The 23,993-nt window shown below is 57.9% G+C and carries 25 protein-coding genes; 9 read left to right on the top strand and 16 right to left on the bottom strand.

Going from position 1 to position 23,993, the window contains the following annotated elements:
• Nucleotides 1-6: 6 nt before the first annotated feature.
• The 5 genes from KJ653_04125 to KJ653_04105 form a co-directional block, all read right to left on the bottom strand.
• Entirely contained in the window at nucleotides 7-1,089 is a 1,083-nt protein-coding gene (locus tag KJ653_04125; GenBank protein ID MBU0685019.1) for an NADH-quinone oxidoreductase subunit D, read from the bottom strand.
• Nucleotides 1,090-1,599, bottom strand: coding sequence for an NADH-quinone oxidoreductase subunit C (locus KJ653_04120; protein MBU0685018.1), 510 nt, complete (start codon nucleotides 1,597-1,599; stop codon nucleotides 1,090-1,092). It abuts the gene before it with no gap.
• 29 nt (nucleotides 1,600-1,628) lie between these two features.
• The gene (locus KJ653_04115; GenBank protein MBU0685017.1) at nucleotides 1,629-2,177 is read right to left on the bottom strand and encodes an NADH-quinone oxidoreductase subunit B; all 549 of its coding nucleotides are present in this window, start codon (nucleotides 2,175-2,177) and stop codon (nucleotides 1,629-1,631) included.
• Between the two features lie 23 nt (nucleotides 2,178-2,200).
• Nucleotides 2,201-2,560: an NADH-quinone oxidoreductase subunit A gene (gene ndhC, locus KJ653_04110; GenBank protein MBU0685016.1), complete on the bottom strand. Its 360-nt coding sequence runs from the start codon at nucleotides 2,558-2,560 to the stop codon at nucleotides 2,201-2,203.
• 261 nt (nucleotides 2,561-2,821) lie between these two features.
• The gene (locus KJ653_04105; GenBank protein ID MBU0685015.1) at nucleotides 2,822-4,357 is read right to left on the bottom strand and encodes a hypothetical protein; all 1,536 of its coding nucleotides are present in this window, start codon (nucleotides 4,355-4,357) and stop codon (nucleotides 2,822-2,824) included.
• A 304-nt stretch (nucleotides 4,358-4,661) separates the two neighbouring features.
• Between KJ653_04105 and KJ653_04100 the strand changes: the two genes are divergently transcribed.
• A complete protein-coding gene (locus tag KJ653_04100; protein MBU0685014.1) occupies nucleotides 4,662-4,931 on the top strand; it encodes a DUF3185 family protein in 270 nt (89 codons plus the stop codon).
• 253 nt (nucleotides 4,932-5,184) lie between these two features.
• Here the strand turns inward: KJ653_04100 and KJ653_04095 are convergent, their stop codons facing one another.
• The gene (locus tag KJ653_04095) at nucleotides 5,185-5,778 is read right to left on the bottom strand and encodes a zinc ribbon domain-containing protein (protein ID MBU0685013.1); all 594 of its coding nucleotides are present in this window, start codon (nucleotides 5,776-5,778) and stop codon (nucleotides 5,185-5,187) included.
• Between the two features lie 130 nt (nucleotides 5,779-5,908).
• Here KJ653_04095 and KJ653_04090 point away from each other — a divergent pair, with 130 nt between their 5' ends.
• From KJ653_04090 to KJ653_04080, 3 genes are all read left to right on the top strand, one after another.
• Nucleotides 5,909-7,615 (top strand): TIGR04190 family B12-binding domain/radical SAM domain protein, encoded by a 1,707-nt coding sequence (locus KJ653_04090; GenBank protein MBU0685012.1) that lies wholly within the window; start codon nucleotides 5,909-5,911, stop codon nucleotides 7,613-7,615.
• A 25-nt stretch (nucleotides 7,616-7,640) separates the two neighbouring features.
• Nucleotides 7,641-8,393, top strand: coding sequence for a molybdopterin-guanine dinucleotide biosynthesis protein B (mobB, locus tag KJ653_04085; protein MBU0685011.1), 753 nt, complete (start codon nucleotides 7,641-7,643; stop codon nucleotides 8,391-8,393).
• A 136-nt stretch (nucleotides 8,394-8,529) separates the two neighbouring features.
• Nucleotides 8,530-9,687, top strand: coding sequence for a (Fe-S)-binding protein (locus tag KJ653_04080; protein MBU0685010.1), 1,158 nt, complete (start codon nucleotides 8,530-8,532; stop codon nucleotides 9,685-9,687).
• A gap of 1 nt (nucleotide 9,688) precedes the next feature.
• On the opposite strand, the gene KJ653_04075 is transcribed toward KJ653_04080, so the two are convergent.
• The 8 genes from KJ653_04075 to KJ653_04040 form a co-directional block, all read right to left on the bottom strand.
• Nucleotides 9,689-10,258: a GNAT family N-acetyltransferase gene (locus KJ653_04075; protein MBU0685009.1), complete on the bottom strand. Its 570-nt coding sequence runs from the start codon at nucleotides 10,256-10,258 to the stop codon at nucleotides 9,689-9,691.
• Nucleotides 10,255-10,797: a GNAT family N-acetyltransferase gene (locus KJ653_04070; protein MBU0685008.1), complete on the bottom strand. Its 543-nt coding sequence runs from the start codon at nucleotides 10,795-10,797 to the stop codon at nucleotides 10,255-10,257. Before KJ653_04070 ends, KJ653_04075 begins: the two co-directional genes overlap by 4 nt.
• 58 nt (nucleotides 10,798-10,855) lie before the next feature.
• Nucleotides 10,856-11,374: an Lrp/AsnC family transcriptional regulator gene (locus KJ653_04065; protein ID MBU0685007.1), complete on the bottom strand. Its 519-nt coding sequence runs from the start codon at nucleotides 11,372-11,374 to the stop codon at nucleotides 10,856-10,858.
• A gap of 141 nt (nucleotides 11,375-11,515) precedes the next feature.
• Nucleotides 11,516-12,298, bottom strand: coding sequence for a di-trans,poly-cis-decaprenylcistransferase (uppS, locus tag KJ653_04060; protein MBU0685006.1), 783 nt, complete (start codon nucleotides 12,296-12,298; stop codon nucleotides 11,516-11,518).
• 46 nt (nucleotides 12,299-12,344) lie between these two features.
• Entirely contained in the window at nucleotides 12,345-13,301 is a 957-nt protein-coding gene (locus tag KJ653_04055) for a DUF1743 domain-containing protein (protein ID MBU0685005.1), read from the bottom strand.
• A gap of 6 nt (nucleotides 13,302-13,307) precedes the next feature.
• Nucleotides 13,308-13,988 carry a metal-dependent hydrolase gene (locus KJ653_04050; protein MBU0685004.1) on the bottom strand — a complete coding sequence of 227 codons (681 nt, stop codon included), beginning with the start codon at nucleotides 13,986-13,988 and terminating at the stop codon, nucleotides 13,308-13,310.
• Nucleotides 13,989-14,050: 62 nt separating this feature from the next.
• A complete protein-coding gene (locus KJ653_04045) occupies nucleotides 14,051-14,902 on the bottom strand; it encodes a DUF2797 domain-containing protein (protein ID MBU0685003.1) in 852 nt (283 codons plus the stop codon).
• Nucleotides 14,903-14,967: 65 nt separating this feature from the next.
• Nucleotides 14,968-15,642 (bottom strand): RNA 2'-phosphotransferase, encoded by a 675-nt coding sequence (locus KJ653_04040; GenBank protein MBU0685002.1) that lies wholly within the window; start codon nucleotides 15,640-15,642, stop codon nucleotides 14,968-14,970.
• A gap of 327 nt (nucleotides 15,643-15,969) precedes the next feature.
• On the opposite strand from KJ653_04040, the gene KJ653_04035 reads away from it, so the two are divergent.
• The 5 genes from KJ653_04035 (at nucleotide 15,970) to fdhF (ending at nucleotide 22,201) form a co-directional block, all read left to right on the top strand.
• Nucleotides 15,970-17,268: a CoB--CoM heterodisulfide reductase iron-sulfur subunit A family protein gene (locus tag KJ653_04035; GenBank protein ID MBU0685001.1), complete on the top strand. Its 1,299-nt coding sequence runs from the start codon at nucleotides 15,970-15,972 to the stop codon at nucleotides 17,266-17,268.
• Nucleotides 17,269-17,270: 2 nt separating this feature from the next.
• Nucleotides 17,271-18,962: a CoB--CoM heterodisulfide reductase iron-sulfur subunit A family protein gene (locus KJ653_04030; GenBank protein ID MBU0685000.1), complete on the top strand. Its 1,692-nt coding sequence runs from the start codon at nucleotides 17,271-17,273 to the stop codon at nucleotides 18,960-18,962.
• A complete protein-coding gene (locus KJ653_04025) occupies nucleotides 18,959-19,378 on the top strand; it encodes a hydrogenase iron-sulfur subunit (protein ID MBU0684999.1) in 420 nt (139 codons plus the stop codon). Before KJ653_04030 ends, KJ653_04025 begins: the two co-directional genes overlap by 4 nt.
• A gap of 62 nt (nucleotides 19,379-19,440) precedes the next feature.
• A complete protein-coding gene (locus KJ653_04020; GenBank protein MBU0684998.1) occupies nucleotides 19,441-20,175 on the top strand; it encodes a 4Fe-4S dicluster domain-containing protein in 735 nt (244 codons plus the stop codon).
• A complete protein-coding gene (fdhF, locus tag KJ653_04015) occupies nucleotides 20,165-22,201 on the top strand; it encodes a formate dehydrogenase subunit alpha (GenBank protein ID MBU0684997.1) in 2,037 nt (678 codons plus the stop codon). Before KJ653_04020 ends, fdhF begins: the two co-directional genes overlap by 11 nt.
• Nucleotides 22,202-22,207: 6 nt before the next feature.
• Here fdhF and KJ653_04010 read toward each other — a convergent pair whose 3' ends face one another.
• Together KJ653_04010 and KJ653_04005 are read right to left on the bottom strand one after the other, a co-directional pair.
• The gene (locus KJ653_04010) at nucleotides 22,208-22,816 is read right to left on the bottom strand and encodes a DUF3786 domain-containing protein (GenBank protein MBU0684996.1); all 609 of its coding nucleotides are present in this window, start codon (nucleotides 22,814-22,816) and stop codon (nucleotides 22,208-22,210) included.
• Between the two features lie 128 nt (nucleotides 22,817-22,944).
• Nucleotides 22,945-23,982 carry a hypothetical protein gene (locus KJ653_04005; GenBank protein ID MBU0684995.1) on the bottom strand — a complete coding sequence of 346 codons (1,038 nt, stop codon included), beginning with the start codon at nucleotides 23,980-23,982 and terminating at the stop codon, nucleotides 22,945-22,947.
• Nucleotides 23,983-23,993 lie beyond the last annotated feature (11 nt).

The following is a 23,993-nucleotide window of genomic DNA, read 5'->3' as shown; positions in this document are numbered from 1 at the left end:
TTGGCATCACCTATCAGCCTCCCCGATGCACATGTCGAGCCCGCCCATGATCGCCACGACATCGGCCACTTTGTATCCCACGAGCATCTTCTTGGCTGCAGATACGGTCACGAAGATCGGGCTCCTGATCTTGAGGCGGTAGGGCTTGTCAGTCCCGTCCCCTACGACGTACATCATCCCCTCGCCTCTCGGGTCCTCGACCCTTCCGAGGCCGGTGCCCGATGGGGCGTTCCTGGGAGCCACAATCCTCCACTTGCCCTTGGGCATCTTCTGTATCGCCTGGCGGACGATCTTGCAGCTCTCGTACATCTCATCCATCCTGACTCGGTATCTGGCATAGCAGTCGCCGTCCGGAAGGGTGCATGCCTGGAAATCAAGTTCAGGGTAGACCGAATATGACATATCCTTCCTGAGGTCGTAATTCACGCCGGAGGCTCTGAGCGGCGGGCCCGTGACCCCGAGGTTCATGGCATCCTCCTTGCGCAGTTTGCCGACTCCGACGTTCCTCATCATGAAGATTTTCGAACCGTCGAACAGGTCCTCGTACTCCACGAGCTTCTTTTCCATGTAGTCGCACGCGCGCAAGGAATCCCTTTCGAAGTCCGGAGGCACGTCGTGCGCCACCCCGCCTATCCTCGGATAGTTGTAGGTGAGCCTCGAGCCGGTCAGCGCCTGGAGAAGGTCGATGAAGACCTCCCTGTCCCTCATAGTGTAGATGAATCCGACCATAGCCCCGAGGTCCACAGCGTACGCCGCGAGCCACATCAGGTGAGACGCTATCCTCTGCATCTCGATCGCTGCCACGCGAATGTACTCCGCGCGCTCGGGCACCTCGACGCCCATCAGGTCCTCGACCGTGAGGCAGTACAGGTGGCTCCAGGTCATGGACGACCCGTAGCAGAGCCTGTCGGCGAGAGGTATGATCTGAGTGTACGTCTTGCCCTCGCAGAGCTTCTCTATCCCCCTGTGCAGGTACCCGACCTCCGGCTCTGCGTCTGTGATCGTCTCCCCGTCGACCTTGATCCTGAGGTTCCAGAGACCGTGCGTCATCGGGTGCTGGGGGCCCATGTTGATCCACATCTCGGCCACTCAGTCACCCCCTTTGAAATCCTTCCTCAGCGGATGGTACAGGTAGTCCTTGGGGAGCAGTATGCGCTCCAGCCTCGGGTGGTTGTTGAACTTGATGCCCATTAGGTCGAAGGACTCCCGCTCCTGCCAGTTGGCCCCTCCCCAGACGGAGGAGACGGAGTCGACGCTCGGGTCGTCCTTGGGCGTGCTCGTGATGAGTTCCAGGAGCAGGCAGGAACCGTAGCAGGATATGTGGTAGACGATCTCGAACCTGTTGTCGTACTCGACCGCTGAGATCATGGACAAGTGTTCGAACCCCAGCTGGTCTCTGAGGAACTTGCAGCACTTGTAGAGCTCCCTGCGCTCCATCTTTGCCCTTATGACGCCCTTCCTGAGCTTCTTGAAGTCGGTAACGGTCGATGGGAAGTTGTCAAGGAGCGCTCTGATGACCCTCTCCTCGGGAACCTCGTCTATTCTGCTGGGGGCTCTCTCAAGGCCCTCCGACAGAATGCTCTTCCCCCGCTCTCCCATGTCAGTCTCCCCTTTGATTGTCTTGAGATTCACTTGCCTGTCAGCAGTCCTTTCTTGTTGTCTTTGATTATCTTCTGCAATTTGATGAACCCGTCAATGAGCGCCTCTGGTCTGGCTGGACACCCCGGTATGTAAATGTCGACCGGTATGAACTGGTCGACGCCTGGCACGACGCTGTAGCTGTTGTAGAAAGGCCCACCAGATATGGCGCACTCGCCCATCGCTATGACCCACTTCGGCCCAGGCATCTGGTCGTACAGCCTCCTAAGGGCCGGCTTGAGCTTCTTGCTAACTGGGCCGTTGACGAGGAGGACATCGCACTGCCTCGGCGTGGACCGGTAGATGACACCGAACCTCTGTGCATCAAACCTCGGGGCGGATGCGACGGCCATCTCGAGCGCGCAGCACATGATGCCGAAGTGCAAGGGATATATGGAGTTCCTGGTGGCCCAGTTGAAGAAGTCCTTGGTGATGAGGTCGACTCCGGTCCCTATTGGCGACCTCCTAAGGATGCCCTCGAGAACATTGTCAGCCCATTTGAGGAAATCCTTTGACCGGAACGCGAGGACATTTCCCATGGATGGATCGTTGGGAGCGGTCTTCATATCCAGATTATCTCCTCCTTCTTCAGCGCGTACGTCACTCCAACGAGAAGGATTCCCAGGAATATCAGCATGTAGAGCTTCGCAAGCTGACCCAGGTCAGAGAACACCAGTGCCCACATGAGAACAAAGACAGTCACCAGGTCGAATGCCACGAAGATGATCGCATACATGTAGTACTGGAAATGGAACTGTATCCGAGCGTCCCCCACCGGGACCTCACCGCACTCGTAGGTTGTCATGCCTCGAGGGTCGTTCTTGTCCGTCCGGATGTATCTCGAGAGGAGGAATACGAGCGTTGGAATCAGAAGGGCTATGATCGCAAAAACTGCGACTCCCATATAGTCCTCTGCAAGCATTGCCCGGGGATTCGCTACAATGTATAAAGTCGTTACTCAGTCCATGAAGCTGACTACCGACAATTCTGAATAGTCGTGAGTGCAAAACAGTGTAAAGGGTTTGGGGTTTAGGCCTACCCGAAATAGGGGAGACTCTCTCGCCTTCGGGGTTCTGCTAGGCATCGAGAGTGCATCTAGGTGTGCGAGCATAGCCTCCATCGTCGGGGTGTCTCTCTTCCCTTCTAGCCTCGCATCGGAGAAGGCCCTAAGGCAAGAAAGGCATCAGCGCGAACGCGGAGCCAACAGAGTGATGGTGTCCGAACCCTCGAACATAATCCCCGAAGTCAACGTGCCGGTGATCGTGGCCGTGAACGTCTTGCCTACAATCTCAGGGCACGTGTGCAATACACTCTGCAAGTCGAACTTGACCATCAACTCTTTGACCTTGTCCTTGTCGTAGTCCACGAAATCGCTGGGGCCTGTCGCCGGGAACTGGCCGTTGAGCCTAATGGAGTCCACCACGACGTCGCTGATCTCGAAGCCCTCCGGCAGTTCTATGTACGCCGTGATCCACTTGCCCATGCTGCCCGGGTTCAACGCTTCGGGTTTGATGGCGACCGTCGCGCTAATGACCTCGAGTGGGACTCCGTACTCGTTGCCATAGATGTTGGACCGCTCGTCGTACAACATCCAAGCAGCGATGGCGTTACCATTGCCATCTACCGCAATGCACAGGTCTTGGCTCCCCTCCGTACCGACCAGCTCAGGTTGGGTCCAATCCGTCTGAGGCGTGCATCTGCTCGACGACACCGTACCCTGATTCCATTCCAGCCAAATCAATACAGCTAGTCCATCGTGGTTGATGTCAATAGCCGGCGAGAATCCGGAAGTTCCGACCTCCACCTTTGGACTCCATCCAGTCAAGGGAGAGTATTTCTTGGTCCAGAGATGAAATGAGGTGGTTATCGTGTCCAACTCCTCAAACACAGCAATGGCGTTCCCGGATCCATCGCCGGCTAGATTCATGCTCCAGAGGTAGTTTGTGATCCCTTCGATCATCTCAGGGCTGCCCCAGCCCGCGCCGACGGTGAATCTGCTCGACCAAACGTCTCTAGGGGCAAAGCCGGCATCGGACTTCGGCTCGAACCAGAGCGCGACTGCGTTGCCAGCGTCGTCCACCACGACCGATGGATTGGCCACACCCGGTGCGGACATCAGTAGCTCGTCCAGTCCCCAGCCTACTCCCACAACATATCGGTTGCACCAGATGCGATGCATGGCTGAGTTATAGTCGCCCCCGTCATACCAGACCGCGATTGCATTGCCGTGCGAATCCACTCCAAAGCTTGCAGGTTGCGCGTACCCGCCATGAGTGCTTACGCTTTCCGCGGGTCCCCAACCGACACCATCAACATATCTGCTTGACTTGACCGCGCCGTACTCGAGCCAAAAGGCGAACGCATTTCCGTTACTGTCGCAGACGACATCAGCCAACAAAGTCGAGACGGTTGGGCTCGGGTCGATCGGCTCCGCAACTCCCCATCCCTCTCCAACGGAGTACCTGATACTCCAGATGTTGAAGGCCCCGTTCCCAAAGGAGGTCCACACGACGATGATGTTCCCCTGCGGGTCGACGGCCGCTCGCGCCACTGTGCAATCCAAACCCTCCGTGGAGCTGACCTGCACCGGACCTGCCCATCCTTCAGAAGTCGAGTATCTGTTCGCCCAGATGGAATGGACCAGGCCTTCGGGTTCGGCGGACTGTATCCACACGGCTACGCCATACCCTTCCTCGTTCATGACGATACTCGGGTACAAGGCATCTCCGGCTTCCTCCGTTTCGATGGGGCTCGCATATCCCCAAACAGGACGCGAATCCACGTCAGCCGCAGTAGTCTGAGCCGGCCCTCCAATCATCAGGACCTGACACCCTAGCACAACTCCAATCAGTACAACTAAGACTCTAGCATTCACGCAATTCCTCCCCCTGCCACACTCAGTTGGTGACTCTTGGAACGAGCGGTCGCTATATAATCAACGTCGTGGAGCCACTCTCTGCCCCAGCCTTGTTCTCCGAGAAAAGCCAATAGGGGAGGAAAGACGATTCGGGCAGAGGGTTCGAATGACGAATTGGCTCAAAGTCAAGGGGATCATACTCATAGTCCTGGGGATTCTCGCTCTCTTGATTGGCAGCATGTCGGTGATGTCCATAAGCGAAGAGTCCAGAGAGCTTCCATACGACCAGTCCGTCGGTCCAACGTGGTGGCTCATGCTTCTTGGGATTGCGGTGATTGTCGTTGGAGCGTATCTCTACTACTTAGGAACAAGGATGTACGAAAGAGTCTGCGCCTCGTCTCTGAGTATAGGCTTCTCGCAATCTCTCTCAAGATGAGCGACTCTTCGAAATCTACCCCTCAGAACGTCGATAATGCGGTGTTCATTTGCATAAAGGGTTTATCGAATAATGGGTCGCGATTGAAGGCCGTCAGTGTCGTGTTTCGGCGACTGTGCTCGAACTTTGTTCAAGGATGGTCCGATGGGATAAATGATTCTTCCGCACGGGCATCTCACGGAGACAATCGAGCCCTCTGGCTCATCGACGGATCTATCGATCGCAGATGTGCGACGCTAGACCGAAGCCTAGCTCATCTCAGCTTGGCACCGCACTTCGCGCAGAACAACCCCTGAGGATCCACAGGCATGCCGCACATCGGGCACTTGCCCGTCGCCGCTACTTGGGCCACATACTGGGCCGATATCTGCGGGGTCATTCCCGGCTGGGGCGTCCTGCTCTTCTTCGTGAGCGAGAGGACCACGACAAGGACGATCACGGCAACTATGATGATTCCGCCAATGACAACTCCCCAGAAGAGCACGTCGAAGGTGTGTCCGAGATCCTGCAACGGGCTGGAGAAGGTCAAGACGGACGCGGTTGTGCCGTCATTCGTCCATTTCAGGGTGTAAGTTCCGCCCTGGGTCGCGATCAAGGAGACGTCGTAGGTGTAGGAGTCGTCCGTGACGTCCACAATCGTGGTCCCGTCCGGGCCCTTCATCACAAAGTGCAGATCCGAAGTAGCGGCCCACCAGTAGACCACCAGTTCTCCCGAATCTACCTTCAACTTCTCGGTGTGCGAGGCCCCAGGTCCAATGGTGTCAACACCCGCAGCAGAGTTCCCAGCTACCGCCAACAGAAGCATTGTCAGCGCAAGACATCCGACTAGTATCCTTGCTAGCTTCATGGTTATCACCCTTAGATTCCTTGTTCCGGATATAGTCTTATTGGCAGAATCCCGAGCCCGCACCATGTCCGCAACCCTTCCTGATGTAATTTAACAGGTTATTAAATGTCGAGCGAGGCTTTCCAGACCAATGGCCAGGCCCGATCTCATCCTCCTTCATCCCCCGAGCGTCATGGACTTCAGGAAGAGGACCCTTCTTCTAGGGCCAGTCAGCGACTTGATACCATCGACGCCAGTCTTCGAGATGTATCCGATCGGATTCACCACGATAGCATCCCACCTCGAATCCAAGGGGTACGAGGTAAGGATAGTCAACATAGCCACGAGGATGCTCGCATCAAAGAGGTTCGACCCTGATAGGTTCGTGAGATCCATCGATACGAAGGCATTCGGGATAGACCTCCACTGGATGCCGCATGTCCAGGGGGCGCTCGAGCTCGCGAAGATGGTCAAGAGACACCATCCCGACAAGCCCGTGATCATGGGGGGGTTCAGCGCGACATACTACCACGAGGAGCTCCTGAGGAATCATCCAGAAGTGGACTTCGTGGTCCGAGGGGACTCCACGGAGAAGCCGCTAGAGATGCTCATGGATGCCACCTCATCGGGCAAGGACCCGTCTGAAGTCCCCAATCTCACCTGGAGGAGCGGAGAGAGCGTCAAGGTCAATCCGCTATCGCACGTCCCGGAAACCCTGGATGATGTACTCATTGACTACGGTCTGATGATCAGGAAGGTCCTCAAGTACCGCGACCTCGAAGGCCATCTGCCTTACAAGAACTGGAAGTCCAACCCGATGTCGATCGCCGTGTCCGTCAGGGGGTGCACGCACAACTGCGTCAACTGCGCGGGCTCGTGCGAGTCGTTCAAGGGCAACTTCGGCAGAAGCAAGCCTGCATACCGATCCCCTGAGTTGCTGGCGGACGACGTCTCGAGGGCCGAGGATTATGTCAAGGGCGCCACCTTCGTCGTCGGCGACATCCGCCAGGCAGGTATGGGCTACGCCTCGAGATTCTTGGCGGAGCTCAAGAAACGGAAGGTGAGGAACGAGGTAGTGATCGAACTCTTCGCCCCAGCTGACGGGGCGTTCGCGACCGAGGTCTCGAACAGCATCGAGAGCTTCAGCGTCCAGATGTCGCCGGAGACGCATGACGAGAGCGTGAGAACGGCTCAGGGGAAGCACTATACGAACGCGGGCCTCGAGAAGTCCGCTGAGGCGTTCCTCAATGCGGGGTGCGGGAGGTTCGATATGTTCTACATGATCGGCCTGCCGACCCAGACCAAGGAATCCGTCGAGGGGACCGTGAGATACGCCGAGAAGCTCTATGAGAAGTTCAAGGGAAAGAGGCTCTTTCCGTTCATCAGTCCTCTGGCGCCGTTCATCGACCCCGGCGGGATTGCTTTTGAGAATCCGGAGCAGACTGGTTACAGGCTGTTCGCATCCAGCCTCGAAGACCACATCAAGCTCGCGACGATGCCCAGCTGGAAATACGTCCTGAACTACGAGACCGGATGGATGACCCGGGATGCGATAGTCGACGCCACCTACGCATCGGGGCTGGGCATGAACGCCATCAAGAAGCGGATGGGGCTCATCTCGGCCGAGGTCGCGGAGAGGACGGAGAACAGGATAGTAGCTGCCCAGGAGATGTTGCGGAAGATCGATTCGATCGTGAGCAAGAGGACGGCGACGGACAAGGACATGGAGGCGTTGAGAGAGGCCGCGTCCGCCCTGAACGAATCGACAGTATGCGAGAAGGAGGAGCTGGACTGGAGCGAGGACTCGATATACTCCAGCATACCCCGGATGGTCGGCTCGCTTCTTAGGCGGAAGTAGCAACCTCAATCTCTTTTTATCCCCGGTGACAGGTATCGGTCACGAGGACGGCAGGATGATCATAGGTATCTACGGCTACCAGGATTCCGGCAAGACCATGCTCGTGGAGGAGCTGGTACGCGCGCTGGTGAAGAAAGGGTACAAAGTGTCCTCGATGAAGCACACGCCCCACGACAAGACCATCGACTGCGAGGGCAAGGACACTTGGAGGCACTGGAAGGCTGGGAGCGACCCTGTCGTGTTCTCGTCTGAGACCGAGACGACATTGATCAAACACTCGAAGACCCCAGCGGACGATATCGCGTGCATGATCATGTCGGAGTTCAAGCCCGATGTCTTGATCATAGAAGGGTTCAAGGAGGGCTCGTTCCCGAAGGTTGCGATCGGCCATGTAACCCCCAGGAAGGGCACCGTACTGACCAACCCGAAGCTGGGGGACATAGTGAAGTATGTCGAGAACGAGGTTGCGGTCGAGCGGGTCAAGGACAAGCTCCCGGGCCTCGACTGCGGCAAGTGCGGTCTGGATTGCGATGGCCTCGCAAGGGCGATCGTGGCAGGGAAGAGAGTGCTCAAAGACTGCAAGGAGCTCTCGGAGATTGGCGTGCAGATACTGGTGGGCGGCAAAAGGATTGCGGCAGGGAGGTTCGTGTCGAGCATCGTTGACGACACCGTCCGGGGGATGCTCAGCAGCCTAAAGGGATACGGGCCGGGCAAGGTAGTTGAGATTCGTCTCGAGCCTAAGAAGCCGAAGGCGAAATCCCGTAGCCGACGCAAGTAGGCCAGGTACTACCACTACGGATGTAGCTCGCTAGGTTTATCATCATTGAAGCCATCACTCGGGACAAGGGACTGAAGCGGCTCCCGACCCTGATGGGACAGGTCCGGGAGCATTGGACGATCATTTGGTGACTGTCATGAGAAAGATCAACGAGATTGAGAAGGACCTCTACGCCTGTCTGCAATGCGGATACTGCAAGGATGTCTGTCCGGTCCACGGAGTGATTGGCTGGGAGTCCTCATCTCCAAGAGGCAAGGTCTTCTACCTCAAGCAGATGGCCGCGCGGACCCCGATGGACAGGCTGCTCGGACGGAGCACCAAGATAACGCCTAAGTTCGTCGAGAGGGTGTTCCAGTGCACTTCATGCGCCGCGTGCGAGCACACCTGCCATGTCGAGATCGAGTTCCCGAAGCTCTGGGAAGAGGTCAAGGAATGGTTGATCTCAGAGGGATTTAGCCCGCCAGAGGCTTCCAGGAAGATCAAGGAGAGGGTGGTACAGAAGCGGAACCCGTACGACGAGCCCAAGGAGAAGAGGGCCGCGTGGCTGCCAGTTGACATCAAGCTCTCACCCAACCCGGATGTCGTCTTCTTCACGGGCTGCACGGAGGCATACAGGATGCAGCCCTTGGCAGCGGCGACCGCGAAGCTGCTCGACAAGGCAGGCGTCAAGTTCAACATCCTCGGCGAGGACGAATGGTGCTGCGGCTCCCCACTGCTGAGGACTGGCCAGAAAGGACCCGTCCGGGACGAGCTCGCGCCGCACAATGTCAGGGAGATGGACAGACGCGGCTGGAAGGCCATGGTCACTGCCTGCGCGGGCTGCTACAACACGATGAAGAACGACTATCCCAGCCTCACGGGAAAGCCGTCCTACAAGCTGTACCACATCTCAGAGTATCTCGAGAAGCTGATCAAGGACGGGAAGCTGAAATTCACCAAAGAGTTCAAGAAGAAGGTGGCGTACCACGACCCGTGCCACCTGGGCAGACATGCCAAGGTCTACGATGCGCCGAGGAACATCCTAAAGGCGATTCCAGGGCTGGAGCTCATCCAGATCAGGGAAGAGAAAGAGGACGCCCAATGCTGCGGCGCGGGTGGTGGGTTCAAGTCGGCCTTCAATGACATGGCCGAGGACATCGCCGCGGAGCGCGTGAAGCAGTTCGTCAAGGCAGGGGCGGAGGTCATCGCCACATCGTGTCCGTTCTGCCAGGTGAACCTGAATGCAGGCGCGAAAAAGGCGGGTCTGGACATCAAGACGATGGATGTCGTCCAGATAGCTCTTCAGGCAGCGTAGGTCACTTCTTCGGACCCTTCTTATCCCGCCTGGGCTTGCCGTTCTCTCTTAACCAATCCTCGGCAAGGACTGCCATCGACAGGCTGTCTACGTACTTTCCGTGGTGGAACTGGTGCTCCCTGAACCGTCCCTCCTGTACGAAACCGCACTTCTTGTAGCATGCGATCGCGCGGTCGTTGACAGAGTCTACGTTCAGACAGACCTTGTGCATCCCCAGCTCCTGGAAGGCGAACCTGAGGAGCGTCCGAATGGCGTCGGTTCCATATCCCTTGTCCCAGAAGTCGACCTCCCCGATGAGAATGCCCAGGACCGCGTATCTGTTCACATAGTCGATCCTGTTGAACCCGCAATTGCCGAGCGGCTTGCCGTCCTTAGTCAAAATCGTGAATGGTTTCTCGAAGTCCTTCTCGGCGATGGCACCGTCGACCCATTTGCGCTCCTGCTCCGTTGACATGGGGAAGAGAAGAACGCCGAGCATGTCAGTGGCCGCAGGGTCGTTGATCCAGCGGACATACTCCTTGAGATACTTCTCGCTCACGGCGACAAGATTGATTTTCGTGCCTCTTATCATCGGGAGCGTCTCCTGAACTCATCCGCAAGGATGGACATGATGAGCGAATCTTGCCACGCGCCGGCCGCGAAATGATCCTCTCGGAGGACGCCGTCCATCGAGAACCTGCACTTCTCGTAGCACCTGATAGCCCTCGCGTTCCTCCGGTCGACCCTGAGCCAGACACGATGCGTGTTCTTCCTGCTGAATAGGAAATCGAGGACTCCTGTCACGGCCTCCGTGCCGAGCCCTTTGTCCCAGCTCTTCCTCTCGAGGATGATGGATAGATGGGCGGATGCATTCTTGTTGCTCATATCCTTGAGAGACAGGATGCCGATCGCCCTGCCACCCTTCCGAGTGGTGATGATCATGTGGGCCTCATCGGTCCTCTCCGAAACCTTCGAGATCCACTTCTCTTCAGAATCGACAGAGACCGGAAAGACCAGATCGTACGCGCCCATGACTTCCCTGGTCTCTGGGTCGTTTACCAGCTCTACCAGAAAGCTAGCGTCCTTAAGTCCCAATCCACGGAGGATGAGCCCTCTAGTTTCGATGTTCACAAAGGTCCCTCTGGGATGATGGCGATGCCCGTATTGCATTCATTCGGAGCTCTAAGACTCAGATGCCCGTCCACGGCACACCCTTGTGTGCGCTCATGACGATCTGCGTGTCCGTCTCCTTGATCCCGTCCGTCTTCAGGAAGGTGTCTATGAACTCCTGCAGCTCGGTCATGCCTACGAAGAGCGCTACAACGAGAAGGTCGTACTCGCCCGTGACCCTGTAGACTGCGACCACCCTGTTGTGGTTCGTGAGATGCTGCACGACCTTGTCGAGCTTGTCCGTGACGGTCTTGACATGGATGTATGCCTTGACCGTGTTCTCGATAAGCCTGTAGTCGATGTGTATGGAGAATCTGAGGATGATTCCCTTCTCGATCAGGTTCTTGATCCTCCGCCTGACCGTCGCCTCCGTTACGCTCAGCTTCTTGGCGATCTCCGAGTTACTCATGCGGGCGTTCTCCCTCAGCTCGCAGAGTATCCTGATGTCGGTCCTGTCGATGGGGAGCATCTTGAGGTCTAGGCCCTTCCATCTCTCGTATATCTCGCACGGGTGCTCTTCCGGAGGCGCGGATGTCATTGATGATACCCGCCCCTGCAATAGGCAAGGCATACTTCAAGGTAACGGAATCCACACAAAAAACAGGTGAAGAAGGCATAACTTCGTATCGAACAGAGCCAAAACCTGACGATTGGCAATTAAGACAGCGCCGAATTGCCGTCAAGTGCCGAACCGGCGCTTCCTGAGCTGGTACGACCTCACGGCCCTCAGGAAATCGATCTTCCTGAAGCCGGGCCAGTACACGTCCGAGAAGTAGAGCTCCGAATATGCCAGCTGCCAAAGGAGGAAGTTGGATATCCGCTCTTCGCCCGATGTCCTGAGGACGAGGTCGGGGTCGGGCATGTCCTTTGTATACAGGAACTCGGTGAAAGTCTTCTCGGTGATATCGTCTACCTTCATCTTTCCGTCCTTGACCGCCTCAGCGACTTTCTTGATGGCGTGGACGATTTCCTCGCGGCCGCCGTAGCCAACAGCGATGTTGAAGAAGTACTCGTTGTAGTTCTTTGTCTGTTCCTCGGCGTACTCGATAGCTTCCCTGAGGTCTTTCGGGAGAAGGTCCTTCTGGCCCAGAACCTTGACCCTTATCTTGTACTTGTGCACTCTCTTATCCTCTGCCAGATTGCGGAAGTTCTGGACGAACAGGCGCATCAGTTCCTCGACCTCGTCCCTGTCCCGGCCGACGTTCTCCGTAGAGAAGGCGTAGACGGTGAGTATCCTGACGCCGAGCTCCATGCACCACTCGAGTATGCTCTCGAGCTTCTCCCTGCCCTTCTCGTGTCCCTCGGACACGAGCAGCCCGAACTCCTTGGCGTAGCGCCTGTTCCCGTCCATGATGATGGCGACATGGTGCGGAACGGGCAAGGCCAGGACCTCCTTCATGAGCCGCTTCTCATAGGTGTTGTAGGCGGTTGTGGAGATCGCCCTTGAGAGATCGGATGTCATTGTGATTGACCGTCAGGGCAACCAAATGCGCAAAATGCACTTAAAACTAGGCGTGGCGGAAATCCTCAGGCAGGCCAGCGCTGTACAGGCCCAGGTCGAAGCATCCTATGGCGGCTACAGCTCCAATGGCACCTCTCCTGCCTGTTATCTCGTGTATGTGCACGCCGTTCTCCTTCGCGGTATGATCGGCATCATGTATGGCTAGTATGATCTCCTTGGCATCAGCACCAAATCTCACGAGCTTCCTCGGGACCTCCAGGCCCTCGTAGACTGCCATCGAAGTCTGGTCCGAGAGAGTGTTCTTCTCCACGAACTCCTTGGCCCAGCTGACCGCCTTCTTGATTTCTTCCGGCTTCATCGCGAACCCGACGCCTGTTGACGCGCAGTTCGTCGTCTTCTGGGGCGCGTGCGGGTTGAGCTGGATTATCTTGTGCGACAAGAACACCCCATAGGGCATCTTCCGGCCCATGTTGAGCCCCAAGACCCATGTCGCGCCTTCATCCTTCGTATCGGTGTCGTCTATCCCGATGATCAGTCTCCTCTGGACCGGTGTGGTGATCCTCACCTCCACCTTCCTGCTTCCGCCCACGAGCTCGTCGCTCAAGAACTCGGTCTTCTCGACGCCTTCAGCCTGGGGAAGACAGGCGCCGACCCCGACGCTTGCACCAGCAAGGCCGATCCATGTGGTTTCCACCTTTCCGTCCTTGACGAAAAGCGATTTCAAGGCCTGGCCGCCAGTGCTGTTGGTCGCTGGACCGAACCGGACCTCGCCCTCTCCTATCCTAGCGTCCATGATCAATGTGGTACCGAGGACCTCAACATGTTCCACGACCCCTCGTGCCCTGAGCCTGTTGACGGCGTCCCATTCGACCGGCCCCTGGGCGCAGCACTCCTCGAATATCTTTGCCCTGCCCGTTCGCTCGTCGACCATGGTAATGAATCGCTTCGAGAACATGGGCCCGTGCCGCTGCCTGATCTCGTCCGGGTTGAGTTTCGCGGTCATCTTGGATCAGACTTCCAGCGATTCACCTGGCTTCAGAATGACCACCTTCGCCTTGGACGACTTCTTCACGAGCCTCTCGAACTCCTTCGGATCCTGCTCGATCGGAGGCCAAGTGCCATAGTGCATGGGTATCACTATCTTCGGGTTGATCAGCTCGGTGGCCATCGCGGCCTGCTTGGGATCCATCGTGTAGAACCCACCGATGGGAAGCATCGCCACCTCAGGTCTGTACAGCTCGCGTATGAGCTTCATGTCCCCGAAGACGCACGTGTCGCCCGCGTGGTAGACGACCTTTCCGGAATCGATGACCATGCCCACGGGCATCGCCGCAGAGAACTCGAGACCGGGCGCGCCTATCGAGGACGAGTGAAACGCTGGGACCATCGTGATGCTGGTGTCCAGTACCTTCGCTGTGCCGCCCAGGTTGAACCCGACGCTCTTCACGCCGGTCCTCTCGACGTAGTTCGCCATCTCGACTATGGACGCAATCGTGGCTCCTGTGCGCCTCGCAATCTCAACTGCGTCCCCGAGATGGTCTCCGTGACCGTGGGTGACGCATATGATGTCGCACTTGACCTTGTCCGCAGATACTGCAGCCTTCGGGTTGCCCGTAAAGAACGGATCTATGAGAACCTTGTTCCTGCCCTCTATCAAGAATGCTGAATGACCGAGCCATGTTATCTTCAATCAAGCCACCATAACCCATCAAGGCTGGATACGTATTTCTGTGTTTTGAAGGACCGCTGTGGTCACAGAAGCTCCCTGGAGAGGAACCTCGCAGGCAGGTCTGGTAGGCTGATTGCCTTCAACCCCTCTGACTCGAAAATCAGCCACTTGCCCTTCATGCCGACTAGGTCTCCCGCATGCCTGCCCCAGGACTGCATCAGCTTCGGCGGTTCTCTGAGGGGCAGGTCGATCGGATAGTCCTTCAGCCATCTGAGTGGTTCCGGTTCAAGGTGATATGCCTCACCAAGTGTGATTGACAGCGCCTCAGACCTTCCCTCGATGCCGGCTGAATCAACTTGTCTTGCCAGGTTGTCCAGCAGGACCTGCTGCCTGTGGAACTGCGGGATCTTCAATCTGCCGGAGATGTCCTTCTCGGCTTTCCTCGCCTTCTTGCGGGAGCCGAACGTGCCTATGATGGAGAACGCGTCTGCGCCCTGCTCGACCAGTCTCTCCTCAACCCTTCTAGTCGAACTCATACCTATCTTCATACGTGTATGAAAGAAGGCAATGTAGACCACATGCTCTCTCTTGCAGAACTCCCAATCGCACTTCTCTCCATCGCATTCAGGTTCGAAGATGCACTCCTGGAACGGGATGAAGAATTCACCAGCACACTGAGGGCACTGGTCGAACCGGGTGACCTGTGCATGGTTCGGGCATCTGACATACTCCTCACCGTCCCAGTAGCCGACGCAGACTTTCCGCTTGCTGGCGGAGAACCTGACGTCGTCGAGGTCGAACTCCGACACCTGCCCAGAGGACAGATCATAGCACTCCATGTGGGGTGTGAAATCGTCCCAATGGAAATCTACAACGTGTAGCGGGAACTTGTCCTCAATCTCCTCTGCGGCGATGTGGTCGGCCCTCTGGAACATATCGACACAGAAGGTCGTCATGAGGATATTAAGAGCTTAGCCGGGGCGGCCGAATGTGCGCTGGCTCACTCGTCCGGAGGGAGCTCCTGCTCGACCGGTTTGTCCTCTTCCTCGCTCCCTTCCATCTCCACCTTCTCCTCGGGCTTGTCGTCCTTCGGCCTCTCAGGCGGGAACTCGGAGAGGTCAACTTCTATCTTTGACAGGTATTTCGGGGGGATATCGGTCGTCAGGTAGACCGTCTTGCCGGCCTTCTGGATGACTATCCCGTCCTCTGTGGCGGCCCTCGAGTCGACCTCGAGGATTATCGGGTCGGGAGTCCTGACCCTTCCCGCGTTCACCGCATCCCCGATGCCTCTGCTCAAGTGGACCATCTTTCGGTCCGAAGGCTTCAAGCCGACTTCGAGCACGATGTCCACCTCTTCACCGGTGGTCGGGTAATACAGCTTGTCCGGGGTTCCACCGGATGGCAGGTCGAGATCGACCGCGAACGAATGCGCATATGTTGCCCGGATCATCCCGTCCCGGTGCTCGTACCTACCCTTGTTGTCAGTCTCGATGATAGCGATGATGTGATGCGGCCTGACCCAGTGGAACCTGCGCTGCTTCGTCTGAACGGCGTTCACGAAGTCCCTCAGGCTGACGAACCCGTGACTGTCCATCTTGAGGTCGAACCGCTCTGGGAAGTGCCTCAGGACGCCAGCCAGGGTCCTGCTGAGCCTGTCCAGCTCATCTGTGTCCATCAGGAACTTTCCCTCGTCGCCACAGACAGGGCATATCTCCGCCCTAAAATACCCGTGGTCCGTGCACTCCTTCAGCATGATGAATTCCTGGGAACGGGTTATGTCTGAACCTGTTAAAAGCTTTGGCGTGAGCGTGGCGGGCCGACTCCGGTGTCCTGAATGGAGCCCTGCACGACGGCAATTCTTATCAAGAGGACTTGCTTACCCCTTTGAGAACCGGCCGCCGGAAGGATTGGTCGGAAACAACGTTACAGCGGTATTGCGGAAATGATATATCGCGTGGGTGCGTCCCATTCATATACTGGCCAGAGCAGCAGAGGTCTAATCATGTCCAAGAAGGTCGTGGTGATAGGAGGAGGGATCGCCGGCATACAGGCATCGCTGGACCTCGCGGACATGGGATACGAGGTGCATCTCGTAGAAAGGTCGCCGTCGATCGGCGGGAGGATGGCCCAGCTGGACAAGACATTCCCCACAAACGACTGCTCGTTGTGCATCCTGTCTCCGAAGATGATCATGTGCGCTGGTCACGAGAACGTCAAGCTTCACGTATACTCAGAGGTCGTGGGGATAAGCGGCGAATTCCCGAAACTGAAGGTCACGATCAAGGAGAAAGCGAGATTCGTCAACATCTCCAAGTGCACCGGCTGCGGGGACTGCGTGGCCAAGTGCCCCGTCAAGGTCCCGAACGAGTTCGAGGAGAAGCTGTCCAAAAGGAGGGCAATATACCTCCCTTTCCCACAGGCGGTCCCTCGCAAGGTGACCATAGACGCCGAGCACTGTACGATGATCAAGAGCGGTAAGTGCGGCATTTGCAAGAAGGTGTGCCAGGCTGGGGCCATAGAGTACGACCAGAAGGACTCGACGGTCGTGCTGGATGCGTCCGCGGTGGTTGTGGCGACCGGCTTCGACTTGGCCGATGTGACCGTTCTTTCCCAGTACGGCCTGGGCATCTGCAAGGACGTCGTTACATCGCTGCAGCTCGAGAGGATCCTGTCAGCGTCCGGGCCTACAGGCGGCCATCTGGTCAGAGCTTCGGACGGCAAAGAGCCGAGGAAGCTAGGATTCGTCCAGTGCGTCGGCTCGAGAGACGAGAAGATGTACAAGTACTGCAGCAGCGTGTGCTGCATGTACGCGACGAAGGAATCGATACTCGTCCGGGAGCACGTCCCGGACATCAACAGCACGATATTCTACATGGATATGCGCGCTACTGGGAAGGGCTTCCAGGAATTCGTCCAGAGAGCTGAGAAGAACTACGGCGTGAGATACATCAGGTCGAGGCCCGCGAAGGTCCAACCCGCGAACGATGGATCCGGAGTGCTCGTCACCTACGAGACCAGGGGATTGGCTGGGGAGCAGGTCACTGAGGAGTTCGACATGCTGGTGCTCTGCCCTGCACTCGTTCCGTCCAGCGGCGCGCCCGACCTGGCCAAGCTACTGAGGATCGAGCTCGATGATGACAGGTTCCTTAGGACACCTAGCCTCAGGCACCCGGTCGATTCGAGCATGAAAGGCATCCTTATCTGTGGATTCGCGGGTGCTCCCATGGACATCCCCGACTCCGTCGCCCAGGCCTCGGGCGTCGCGGCCAGGGTCGCCGAGCTCCTGGAAGGAGGTGCCTAGGGATGGCCAGGATCGGAGTATTCATCTGCCATTGCGGCCACAACATAGCATCGACCGTGAACGTCGAGGAAGTCGCGGAGTTCGCCAAGACACTCCCTGAAGTCGTCGTGGCCGATCACAACCTGTACTCGTGCTCGGAGGAGGGCCTTGGCTCCATCAAGAAGAGCATCGAGAAGAACAAGCTGGACAGGGTCGTCGTCGCGGCGTGCACGCCGAGGACCCACGAGCCGCTCTTCAGGAAGACCGTGGAGCTGGCAGGGATCAACAAGTACCAGTTCGAATTCGTCAACATAAGGGAGCATGTTTCTTGGATACACGCCAAGGAGCCGAAGTCCGCCACCGAGAAGGCCAAGAAGCTCGTGGCGATGGGTGTGGCCAAGGCCGCGTTGCTCGAGCCCCAGAAGGAGGGCGAGTCGAACGTCATACCGACAGCGGTCGTCATCGGAGGAGGCATAGCAGGCCTCACGGCCGCGGCCTCCCTCGTCGCCCAGAACATCGACACCCACTTGATCGAGGCTGAGTCAAGGCTGGGTGGAAACCTGGCGGACATCGAGGTCGTGGGCCCGGAGTTCAGGAGGAGCGAGGAGCTCTTGGACATGCTCACCAAGGAGCTCAAGGCCTCTCCGAAGGCCCATGTCCACATGTCATCGAAGGTCACCGATGTGAAGGGGTTCGTCGGCAACTTCGAGGTGACGGTCGACAAGGCCGGAAAGACGGAGAAGATCCCCGCGGGAGCAATCATAGTCGCCACGGGAGCGAAGGAGTGGACCCCGGAGGGGGAGTACAGCTACGGCACCGTGCCCGGAGTAATCACCCAGCTGGACCTCGAGAAGAGACTGGCGAAGGGGGAGAAGCCGAAGCGCGTGGTGTTCATACAGTGCGTCGGGAGCCGGCAACCCGGAAGGGAGTACTGCTCCCGCGTCTGCTGCAACACTTCTCTCAAGAACGCGCTTAGGGTGCTCGAGGCGTCACCGGATGCTACCGTGTCCATCCTGCACAGAGACATCATGAGCTCCGGCACGGCCTCGGAGCACATGTACAGGCTCGCGTCCGAGAAGGGGGTCAGGTTCATGAGGTACGGCTTGGACAGGCCGGCGAAGGTCTCACGCACCCAGAATGGCACTGTCGTGAAGGTGTTCGACGAGACCCTGGACGAGGACATCGATGTCGATGCCGACCTCGTCGTTCTCGCGTCGCCCATGGTGGCACGCGAAGACTCGCGCGATGTGGGGAAGCTCCTGAAGGTCCCGCTAGACAAGTTCGGGTTCTTCCTCGAGGCTCACGTGAAGCTGAGGCCTGTGGAGTTCGCCACGGACGGCATCTTCGTCTGCGGGGCGGCCCGGTGGCCAGGCAGCGTGAGCGAGTGCATATCACAGGGGATGGCGGCCGCCGCGAAAGCTGCCATACCCATCAGAAGGGGCAAGGTCGTGATCGAGGCCATCACGGCGCAGTCCGACCCGGACAAATGCGCCGCGTGCGGGAACTGCGTGATCGCGTGCCCGTACGAGGCGATTGAGATCGTGGAATCCGAGGGCAGACGCTATGCCAAGGTCAACGAGACCCAGTGCAAGGGCTGCGGAACCTGTGTGGCCGCGTGCCCGAACGACGCGATGCAACAGAGAGGGTTCACGACCAGGCAGCTGGGCGCCATGATCGACGCGCTCGTCAAGAGCGCGATGGAGGAGACGCCATGACGGACTTCAGGCCGACCATACTCGCATTCTGCTGCAACTGGTGCTCGTACGCTGGGGCCGACCTGGCGGGCGTCAGCCGGCTCCAGATGCCGCCCAACGTCCATGTCATCAGGGTCATGTGCAGCGCGAGCGTGAAGCCGGAATACGTCATAAAAGCCCTGTCGCAGGGCATCGACGGCGTTCTCGTACTGGGCTGCCACATAGGCGACTGTCACTACATGACCGGCAACCACAGGACGGCGAAGCGGATGCCCCTGGTCCAGAAGGTCCTGAAGGAGACCGGGATCGACGAGAAGAGGATGAAACTGGATTGGGTCAGCGCGGCCGAGGGCGAGAAGTTCCAGAAGGTCATAACCGATTTTGTCCAGGATATCCAGAAGCTCGGGCCCAATCCGTTGAGGGAGGTGAAGTTCTGAGCGAACTCGGCAGGAGACTGGCAAAGGTCGCCTTCGACGAGCGCGGCGCAGACCACCTCCTGATGATGAGGGAGGAGCACGGGAATGTCGCTCCTGCGCTCATTTCCAAGGGTGAGGATGTCGGTGAGATCAGGGTCGACATCCCCTATCAGCTGATCACTATACTGGAGACTATCTACTCATGGGTGCCGAAGGGCAAAATAGCGGTCATCACGCGCAGGTGCGACGAGAAGGCACTTGCGGAACTCACGAAGCGCAACTACATCGACGAGAAGCGGATAATCAAGATAGGACTGGCGTGCAGCAAGGAGCAGATAGCGAAGTGCAGGTGCAGCGACCCCGTCCCCAGCAAGGTCGACATCGGCGAGCCGAACGAGCCTGTGCCGAAGGACGATCTGTCAGAGAGACTGGCAAAGCTGTCCCCAGAGGAGAGGCTGAAGTTCTGGGTCAAGCAGTTCAGAAAGTGTAACAAGTGCTTCGCGTGCACGCATAACTGCCCGGTCTGCTTCTGCGACGACTGCGTTCTCGAGGAGAGGACATTCGTCCCCGAGCAGAGCATACCCCCGGGCCTTTCGTTCCACATGATCAGGTCGTACCACATGATCGATAAGTGCATCGAGTGCGGCGAGTGCGAGCGCTCCTGCCCGGCGGAGATACCTCTGCTGACCCTGAGAAAGATGCTGGCCAAAGACATGAAGGAGGTCTACGGCTATGTTCCCGGAGATCCGAAGGCCGTCAGCCCGCTGAACACGACTCTCGAGGGAGAGACTTTGGAGGATGAGTGCGATGAGTGTTAAGCACGTGCTGACCACCTGCCCGTACTGCGGCACCGGTTGCAACTTCTTCCTGCAGGTCGCCGATGGCAGGCTAGTGGGCGTCGTCCCATGCAAGACTGATGAGATAAGTCTCGGGAGGCTTTGCATAAAGGGATACAACGCACACGCCTTCGTCCAGCACCCTGACAGGCTCAAGCACCCGATGATCCGAGAGGGTGGGCAGCTCAAGCAGGTCACCTGGGAGCAGGCCATGGACAGGATCGTGAAGGAGGTCACGAGAATCAGGGAGAAATTCGGCCCGGATTCGATCGCCGTTCTTGCCTCTGCGAAGTGCACCAACGAGGAGAACTATCTGATCCAGAAACTCGCGCGTGCGGCTCTGGGCACCAACAATGTGGATCACTGCGCGAGGCTCTGCCACGCATCTACCGTCTCTGGACTGCTCTACTCTTTCGGAAGCGGCGCGATGACGAACACCATCCCGGAGTTCGACAATGCCGAATGCATTCTGATCACTGGCTCAAACACGCTCGAAGCCCACCCGATGATCGGTGCTAGGATGTTGAGAGCGCTGGACAAGGGCGCGAAGATAATCGTCGTCGATCCAAGGGAGACTCCATTGTCAAGGATATCCCATCTTTCTCTGCATCAGAGACCGGGCACGGACATCTCGTGGATAAACGGCATGATCAAGATCATCATCGACGAGGGCCTCGTCAACGAGGAATTCGTCAAGCAGAGGACGACGGCCTTCGATGAGCTGAAGGAGGTCGTGAAGGACTACACAGCCGAGAAGGTCGAGGCGACGACCGGCATACCTAGGGAGAAGCTGGTCGAGGCCGCGCGCTTGTACGCCAAGACCGAGAAGGCCATGATCGCATACGCGATGGGCATCACACAGCACAGCAACGGTACGAACCTTGTGAAGGCCATGGCAAACCTCGCGATGGTGACCGGCCATATCGGTAAGGAGTCCACCGGACTCAACCCCCTCAGAGGACAGTGCAATGTCCAGGGAGCTTGTGATGCTGGTGGTCTTCCCAACCTCTTCCCGGGATATCAGAGGGTAGATGACCCGGAATCCAAAGCGAAGTTCGAGAAGGCCTGGGGCGTGCAACTGCCTGGCAATCCGGGGCTCACACTTACGTGTGCGATGAAGGAGGCGATGGCTGGCAAGTTGAAGGCCATGATCATCTTCGGCGAGAACGTCATGATCTCCGATCCGGACCTCGGACACCTCGAGGAAGCGATCGAGGAGCTCGAGTTCCTTGCCGTCGTCGACATATTCCCAACTGAAACTGCCCAGAAGGCGCACGTGGTTCTCCCGGCGGGGTGCTACGCAGAGAAAGATGGCACGTTCACATCCACCGACAGAGCGATACGACTGCTCAGGAAGGCTGTGGATCCACCAGGAGAGGCTAGGGCCGATTGGGTCATCGCATGCGACCTGGGCAAGCGGCTGGGTTCTCCCGGTTTTGACTTCTCGTCCCCTGCAGAGGTCATGGCAGAGATGGCTTCCCTGACTCCCCAATACGCCGGAATCGACTTCGGCAGGATAGACAAGCAGGTGCTCCGGTGGCCCTGTCCGACGAAGGAGCACCAGGGGACCAGGATTCTGCACACTCAGAAGTTCACGAAAGGCCTCGGAGTCTTTGCACCAGTGGAGCATGCACCGCCGATGGAGGAGCCGTCTGAGGAGTATCCGTTCATCCTGACCACCGGCCGGAACCTGTTCCAGTACCACACGGGCACGATGACCCGAAGATCGCCCAAGCTCGAGCGGGAGGCCCCTGAGCCGTACGTCGAGATCAACGGTTCGGATGCGAAGCGGCTCGGCATCAATGACGGTGAGAGGGTGGCGGTGTCATCCAAGCGTGGCTCGATCACGCTGAAAGCGCGAGTCACCGACAGAATAATCCTCGGCTCGATCTTCATCCCGTTCCACTATGCCGAGGCGGCGGCGAACAGGTTGACGAACGCGGCGCTCGACCCGATATCCAACATCCCCGAACTGAAGGTCTGTGCGGCAAAAGTAGCCAAGGCCTAGTCGTTCTCACCTAGCCATGCGTTCGAGCGTCTCGGCGATATCTTCTGCGAGATGCGCAAGGTCTTCAGCGCCAAGGATCCTGCCGGCAGCGGCATCGAACAATATGTTTGCCGATGCGGGGACCTCGTCGTCACCCTTCCATATCGTGATGTTCATCTTGAGGTGGGGAAAGAACAGAAAGTCGAAGGATGCATCGCCCCGCTCCACTCTCGTGCCGCCCAGCTTGACCGAAGCGGCGACCAGCCGGGCCGGGTCCGATCCAAACGCTGAGATCAACTGGACCAGCGCCCTTCCGTGGAAGACTGAGTAGTAGAGATTGCCGCTCTCGAACTCCCGGAATGACATCCACTCGCCGTCGATTCTGCCGTCGGCTCCCAAGAGATAGTGAAGCAGTATCACCTTGAGGGTGTCCTCCGGCTCGGTCCCGTCGTCCCACCTCACGGTCCCAACATCGGTGTCCACAAGAGCGGTTCTGTCCAAGACCGCGATCCGCAGTTCCGTGCCTGAAACAACTCCGCCAGAATTCGAGGCCACCAACTCAATATCCCTGGCGCTAAGCTCGCCGAAGGCCTTCGTAATGGCAGCAGAGAATCTCTCTCCCGTCGCGACAATCACCTGCGCGAGGTGGAAACGGCTCTGGCGATAGGTAATCTTTGCGGAGTGACCTACATGGACTGGTCGCAGGCGGAGATGCTCTCATGGAAAATGATTGAACCGAGCAGGGAGCTCCCTGCCCGAAGGACTCAGGCTTTCGTCTCGGCCGGTCTGCACTGGCCCGGGTCGCAGTATCCCGCGGCTCCGACTGCGATCGTCCAGAAGACGAGCCAACACGACAACATCAGGCTGAGTCCGGCGTTCTCGCTCAAGCCCGCGTTCGCCAATCTCGTCTCCAAGACCCCGCTGCCTATGCTCTCACCCGTGGCCACCTGCATTGCGTAGAAGCCAACGATGGTGAGAACCGTGAGCACCAGCATCAAGGCGATCCCCTTGGGCCGCTTGCCCATGCGCCAGTCGCTCGGGAATGTCCCGAAGTGACCGATGAAGATCACGCCCCATATCAGCCATACGGAGGCGTCCACGGCAACCTCGGGAATAGCCGCATCTGCGAATTGGAAGACGATCTCGATGAGCGCCGCCGCGATGAGGATCGCCATGACGCCGTAGAACTTCCTGTAGAAATTGCCATGAGCACTGTCGCACCTTGTTGCGCCGAGGGCCGGCATCATCGGCATCGCCGGGTCCTTCACTCCCACGCCTAGCCTGTGCAACAGGATAGCCATGAATATTCCAGTGTTGTTCAGAGCGAGAGAGAGATGCCCCGCCGTGTTCCTGACAACGGATCCAGACGTCGTCGCATCGGCGATCGCCCTGAGGAACACGAGGTTCAGCATGACCACGAGCAGAGTGAGTCCAGCGAGCCCGAGAACCCTCTCCTTCTTCAGCTTGATATTACCAGGGAACCCGAGGAATATGCCCAGCCAGACAATCCACATGACCGACGCTATGGCCGCGGTTATCCCCATGATCGAGTCCCCGGAGTAATCACCTGGTGAGGCCCAGATCTTCATACCCTGGGATATCGCGTCAGCCTTCGCCATCGTCCTGAGCTCGGGTATCAATCCCAGACTCCACTGCTCATCCCCGTCGGCATCATGGGCGATGACCAGCACATTCCCGATCCCTATCCCCTTGTCGGCCGCGTAGAGGATTCCCTGCTGGATGGCGACGAAGACAAAAACGGTGATGACTAGTATGATGGTGTTGCGAATCTTCTTGTCCATGTGACCATCCT

This window comes from Candidatus Thermoplasmatota archaeon (assembly GCA_018814355.1).
GTDB lineage: Archaea > Thermoplasmatota > Thermoplasmata > UBA10834 > UBA10834 > COMBO-56-21.
This window is presented reverse-complemented; position numbering and strand designations above follow the sequence as displayed.

Excerpts from the sequence above, each read along its gene's own strand:
- KJ653_04120 (MBU0685018.1), bottom strand. The coding sequence starts at position 1,599 with ATGGGAGAGCGGGGGAAGAGCATTCTGTCGGAGGGCCTTGAGAGAGCC.
- KJ653_04075 (MBU0685009.1), bottom strand. The coding sequence starts at position 10,258 with ATGATAAGAGGCACGAAAATCAATCTTGTCGCCGTGAGCGAGAAGTAT.
- KJ653_04115 (MBU0685017.1), bottom strand. The coding sequence starts at position 2,177 with ATGGGAAATGTCCTCGCGTTCCGGTCAAAGGATTTCCTCAAATGGGCT.
- KJ653_04005 (MBU0684995.1), bottom strand. The coding sequence starts at position 23,982 with ATGGACAAGAAGATTCGCAACACCATCATACTAGTCATCACCGTTTTT.
- KJ653_04035 (MBU0685001.1), top strand. The coding sequence starts at position 15,970 with ATGTCCAAGAAGGTCGTGGTGATAGGAGGAGGGATCGCCGGCATACAG.
- ndhC (MBU0685016.1), bottom strand. The coding sequence starts at position 2,560 with ATGCTTGCAGAGGACTATATGGGAGTCGCAGTTTTTGCGATCATAGCC.
- KJ653_04100 (MBU0685014.1), top strand. The coding sequence starts at position 4,662 with ATGACGAATTGGCTCAAAGTCAAGGGGATCATACTCATAGTCCTGGGG.
- KJ653_04080 (MBU0685010.1), top strand. The coding sequence starts at position 8,530 with ATGAGAAAGATCAACGAGATTGAGAAGGACCTCTACGCCTGTCTGCAA.
- KJ653_04045 (MBU0685003.1), bottom strand. The coding sequence starts at position 14,902 with ATGTTCCAGAGGGCCGACCACATCGCCGCAGAGGAGATTGAGGACAAG.
- KJ653_04025 (MBU0684999.1), top strand. The coding sequence starts at position 18,959 with ATGACGGACTTCAGGCCGACCATACTCGCATTCTGCTGCAACTGGTGC.
- KJ653_04090 (MBU0685012.1), top strand. The coding sequence starts at position 5,909 with ATGGCCAGGCCCGATCTCATCCTCCTTCATCCCCCGAGCGTCATGGAC.
- KJ653_04065 (MBU0685007.1), bottom strand. The coding sequence starts at position 11,374 with ATGACATCCGCGCCTCCGGAAGAGCACCCGTGCGAGATATACGAGAGA.
- fdhF (MBU0684997.1), top strand. The coding sequence starts at position 20,165 with ATGAGTGTTAAGCACGTGCTGACCACCTGCCCGTACTGCGGCACCGGT.
- KJ653_04020 (MBU0684998.1), top strand. The coding sequence starts at position 19,441 with ATGATGAGGGAGGAGCACGGGAATGTCGCTCCTGCGCTCATTTCCAAG.
- KJ653_04030 (MBU0685000.1), top strand. The coding sequence starts at position 17,271 with ATGGCCAGGATCGGAGTATTCATCTGCCATTGCGGCCACAACATAGCA.
- KJ653_04095 (MBU0685013.1), bottom strand. The coding sequence starts at position 5,778 with ATGAAGCTAGCAAGGATACTAGTCGGATGTCTTGCGCTGACAATGCTT.
- KJ653_04055 (MBU0685005.1), bottom strand. The coding sequence starts at position 13,301 with ATGACCGCGAAACTCAACCCGGACGAGATCAGGCAGCGGCACGGGCCC.
- uppS (MBU0685006.1), bottom strand. The coding sequence starts at position 12,298 with ATGACATCCGATCTCTCAAGGGCGATCTCCACAACCGCCTACAACACC.
- KJ653_04040 (MBU0685002.1), bottom strand. The coding sequence starts at position 15,642 with ATGGACACAGATGAGCTGGACAGGCTCAGCAGGACCCTGGCTGGCGTC.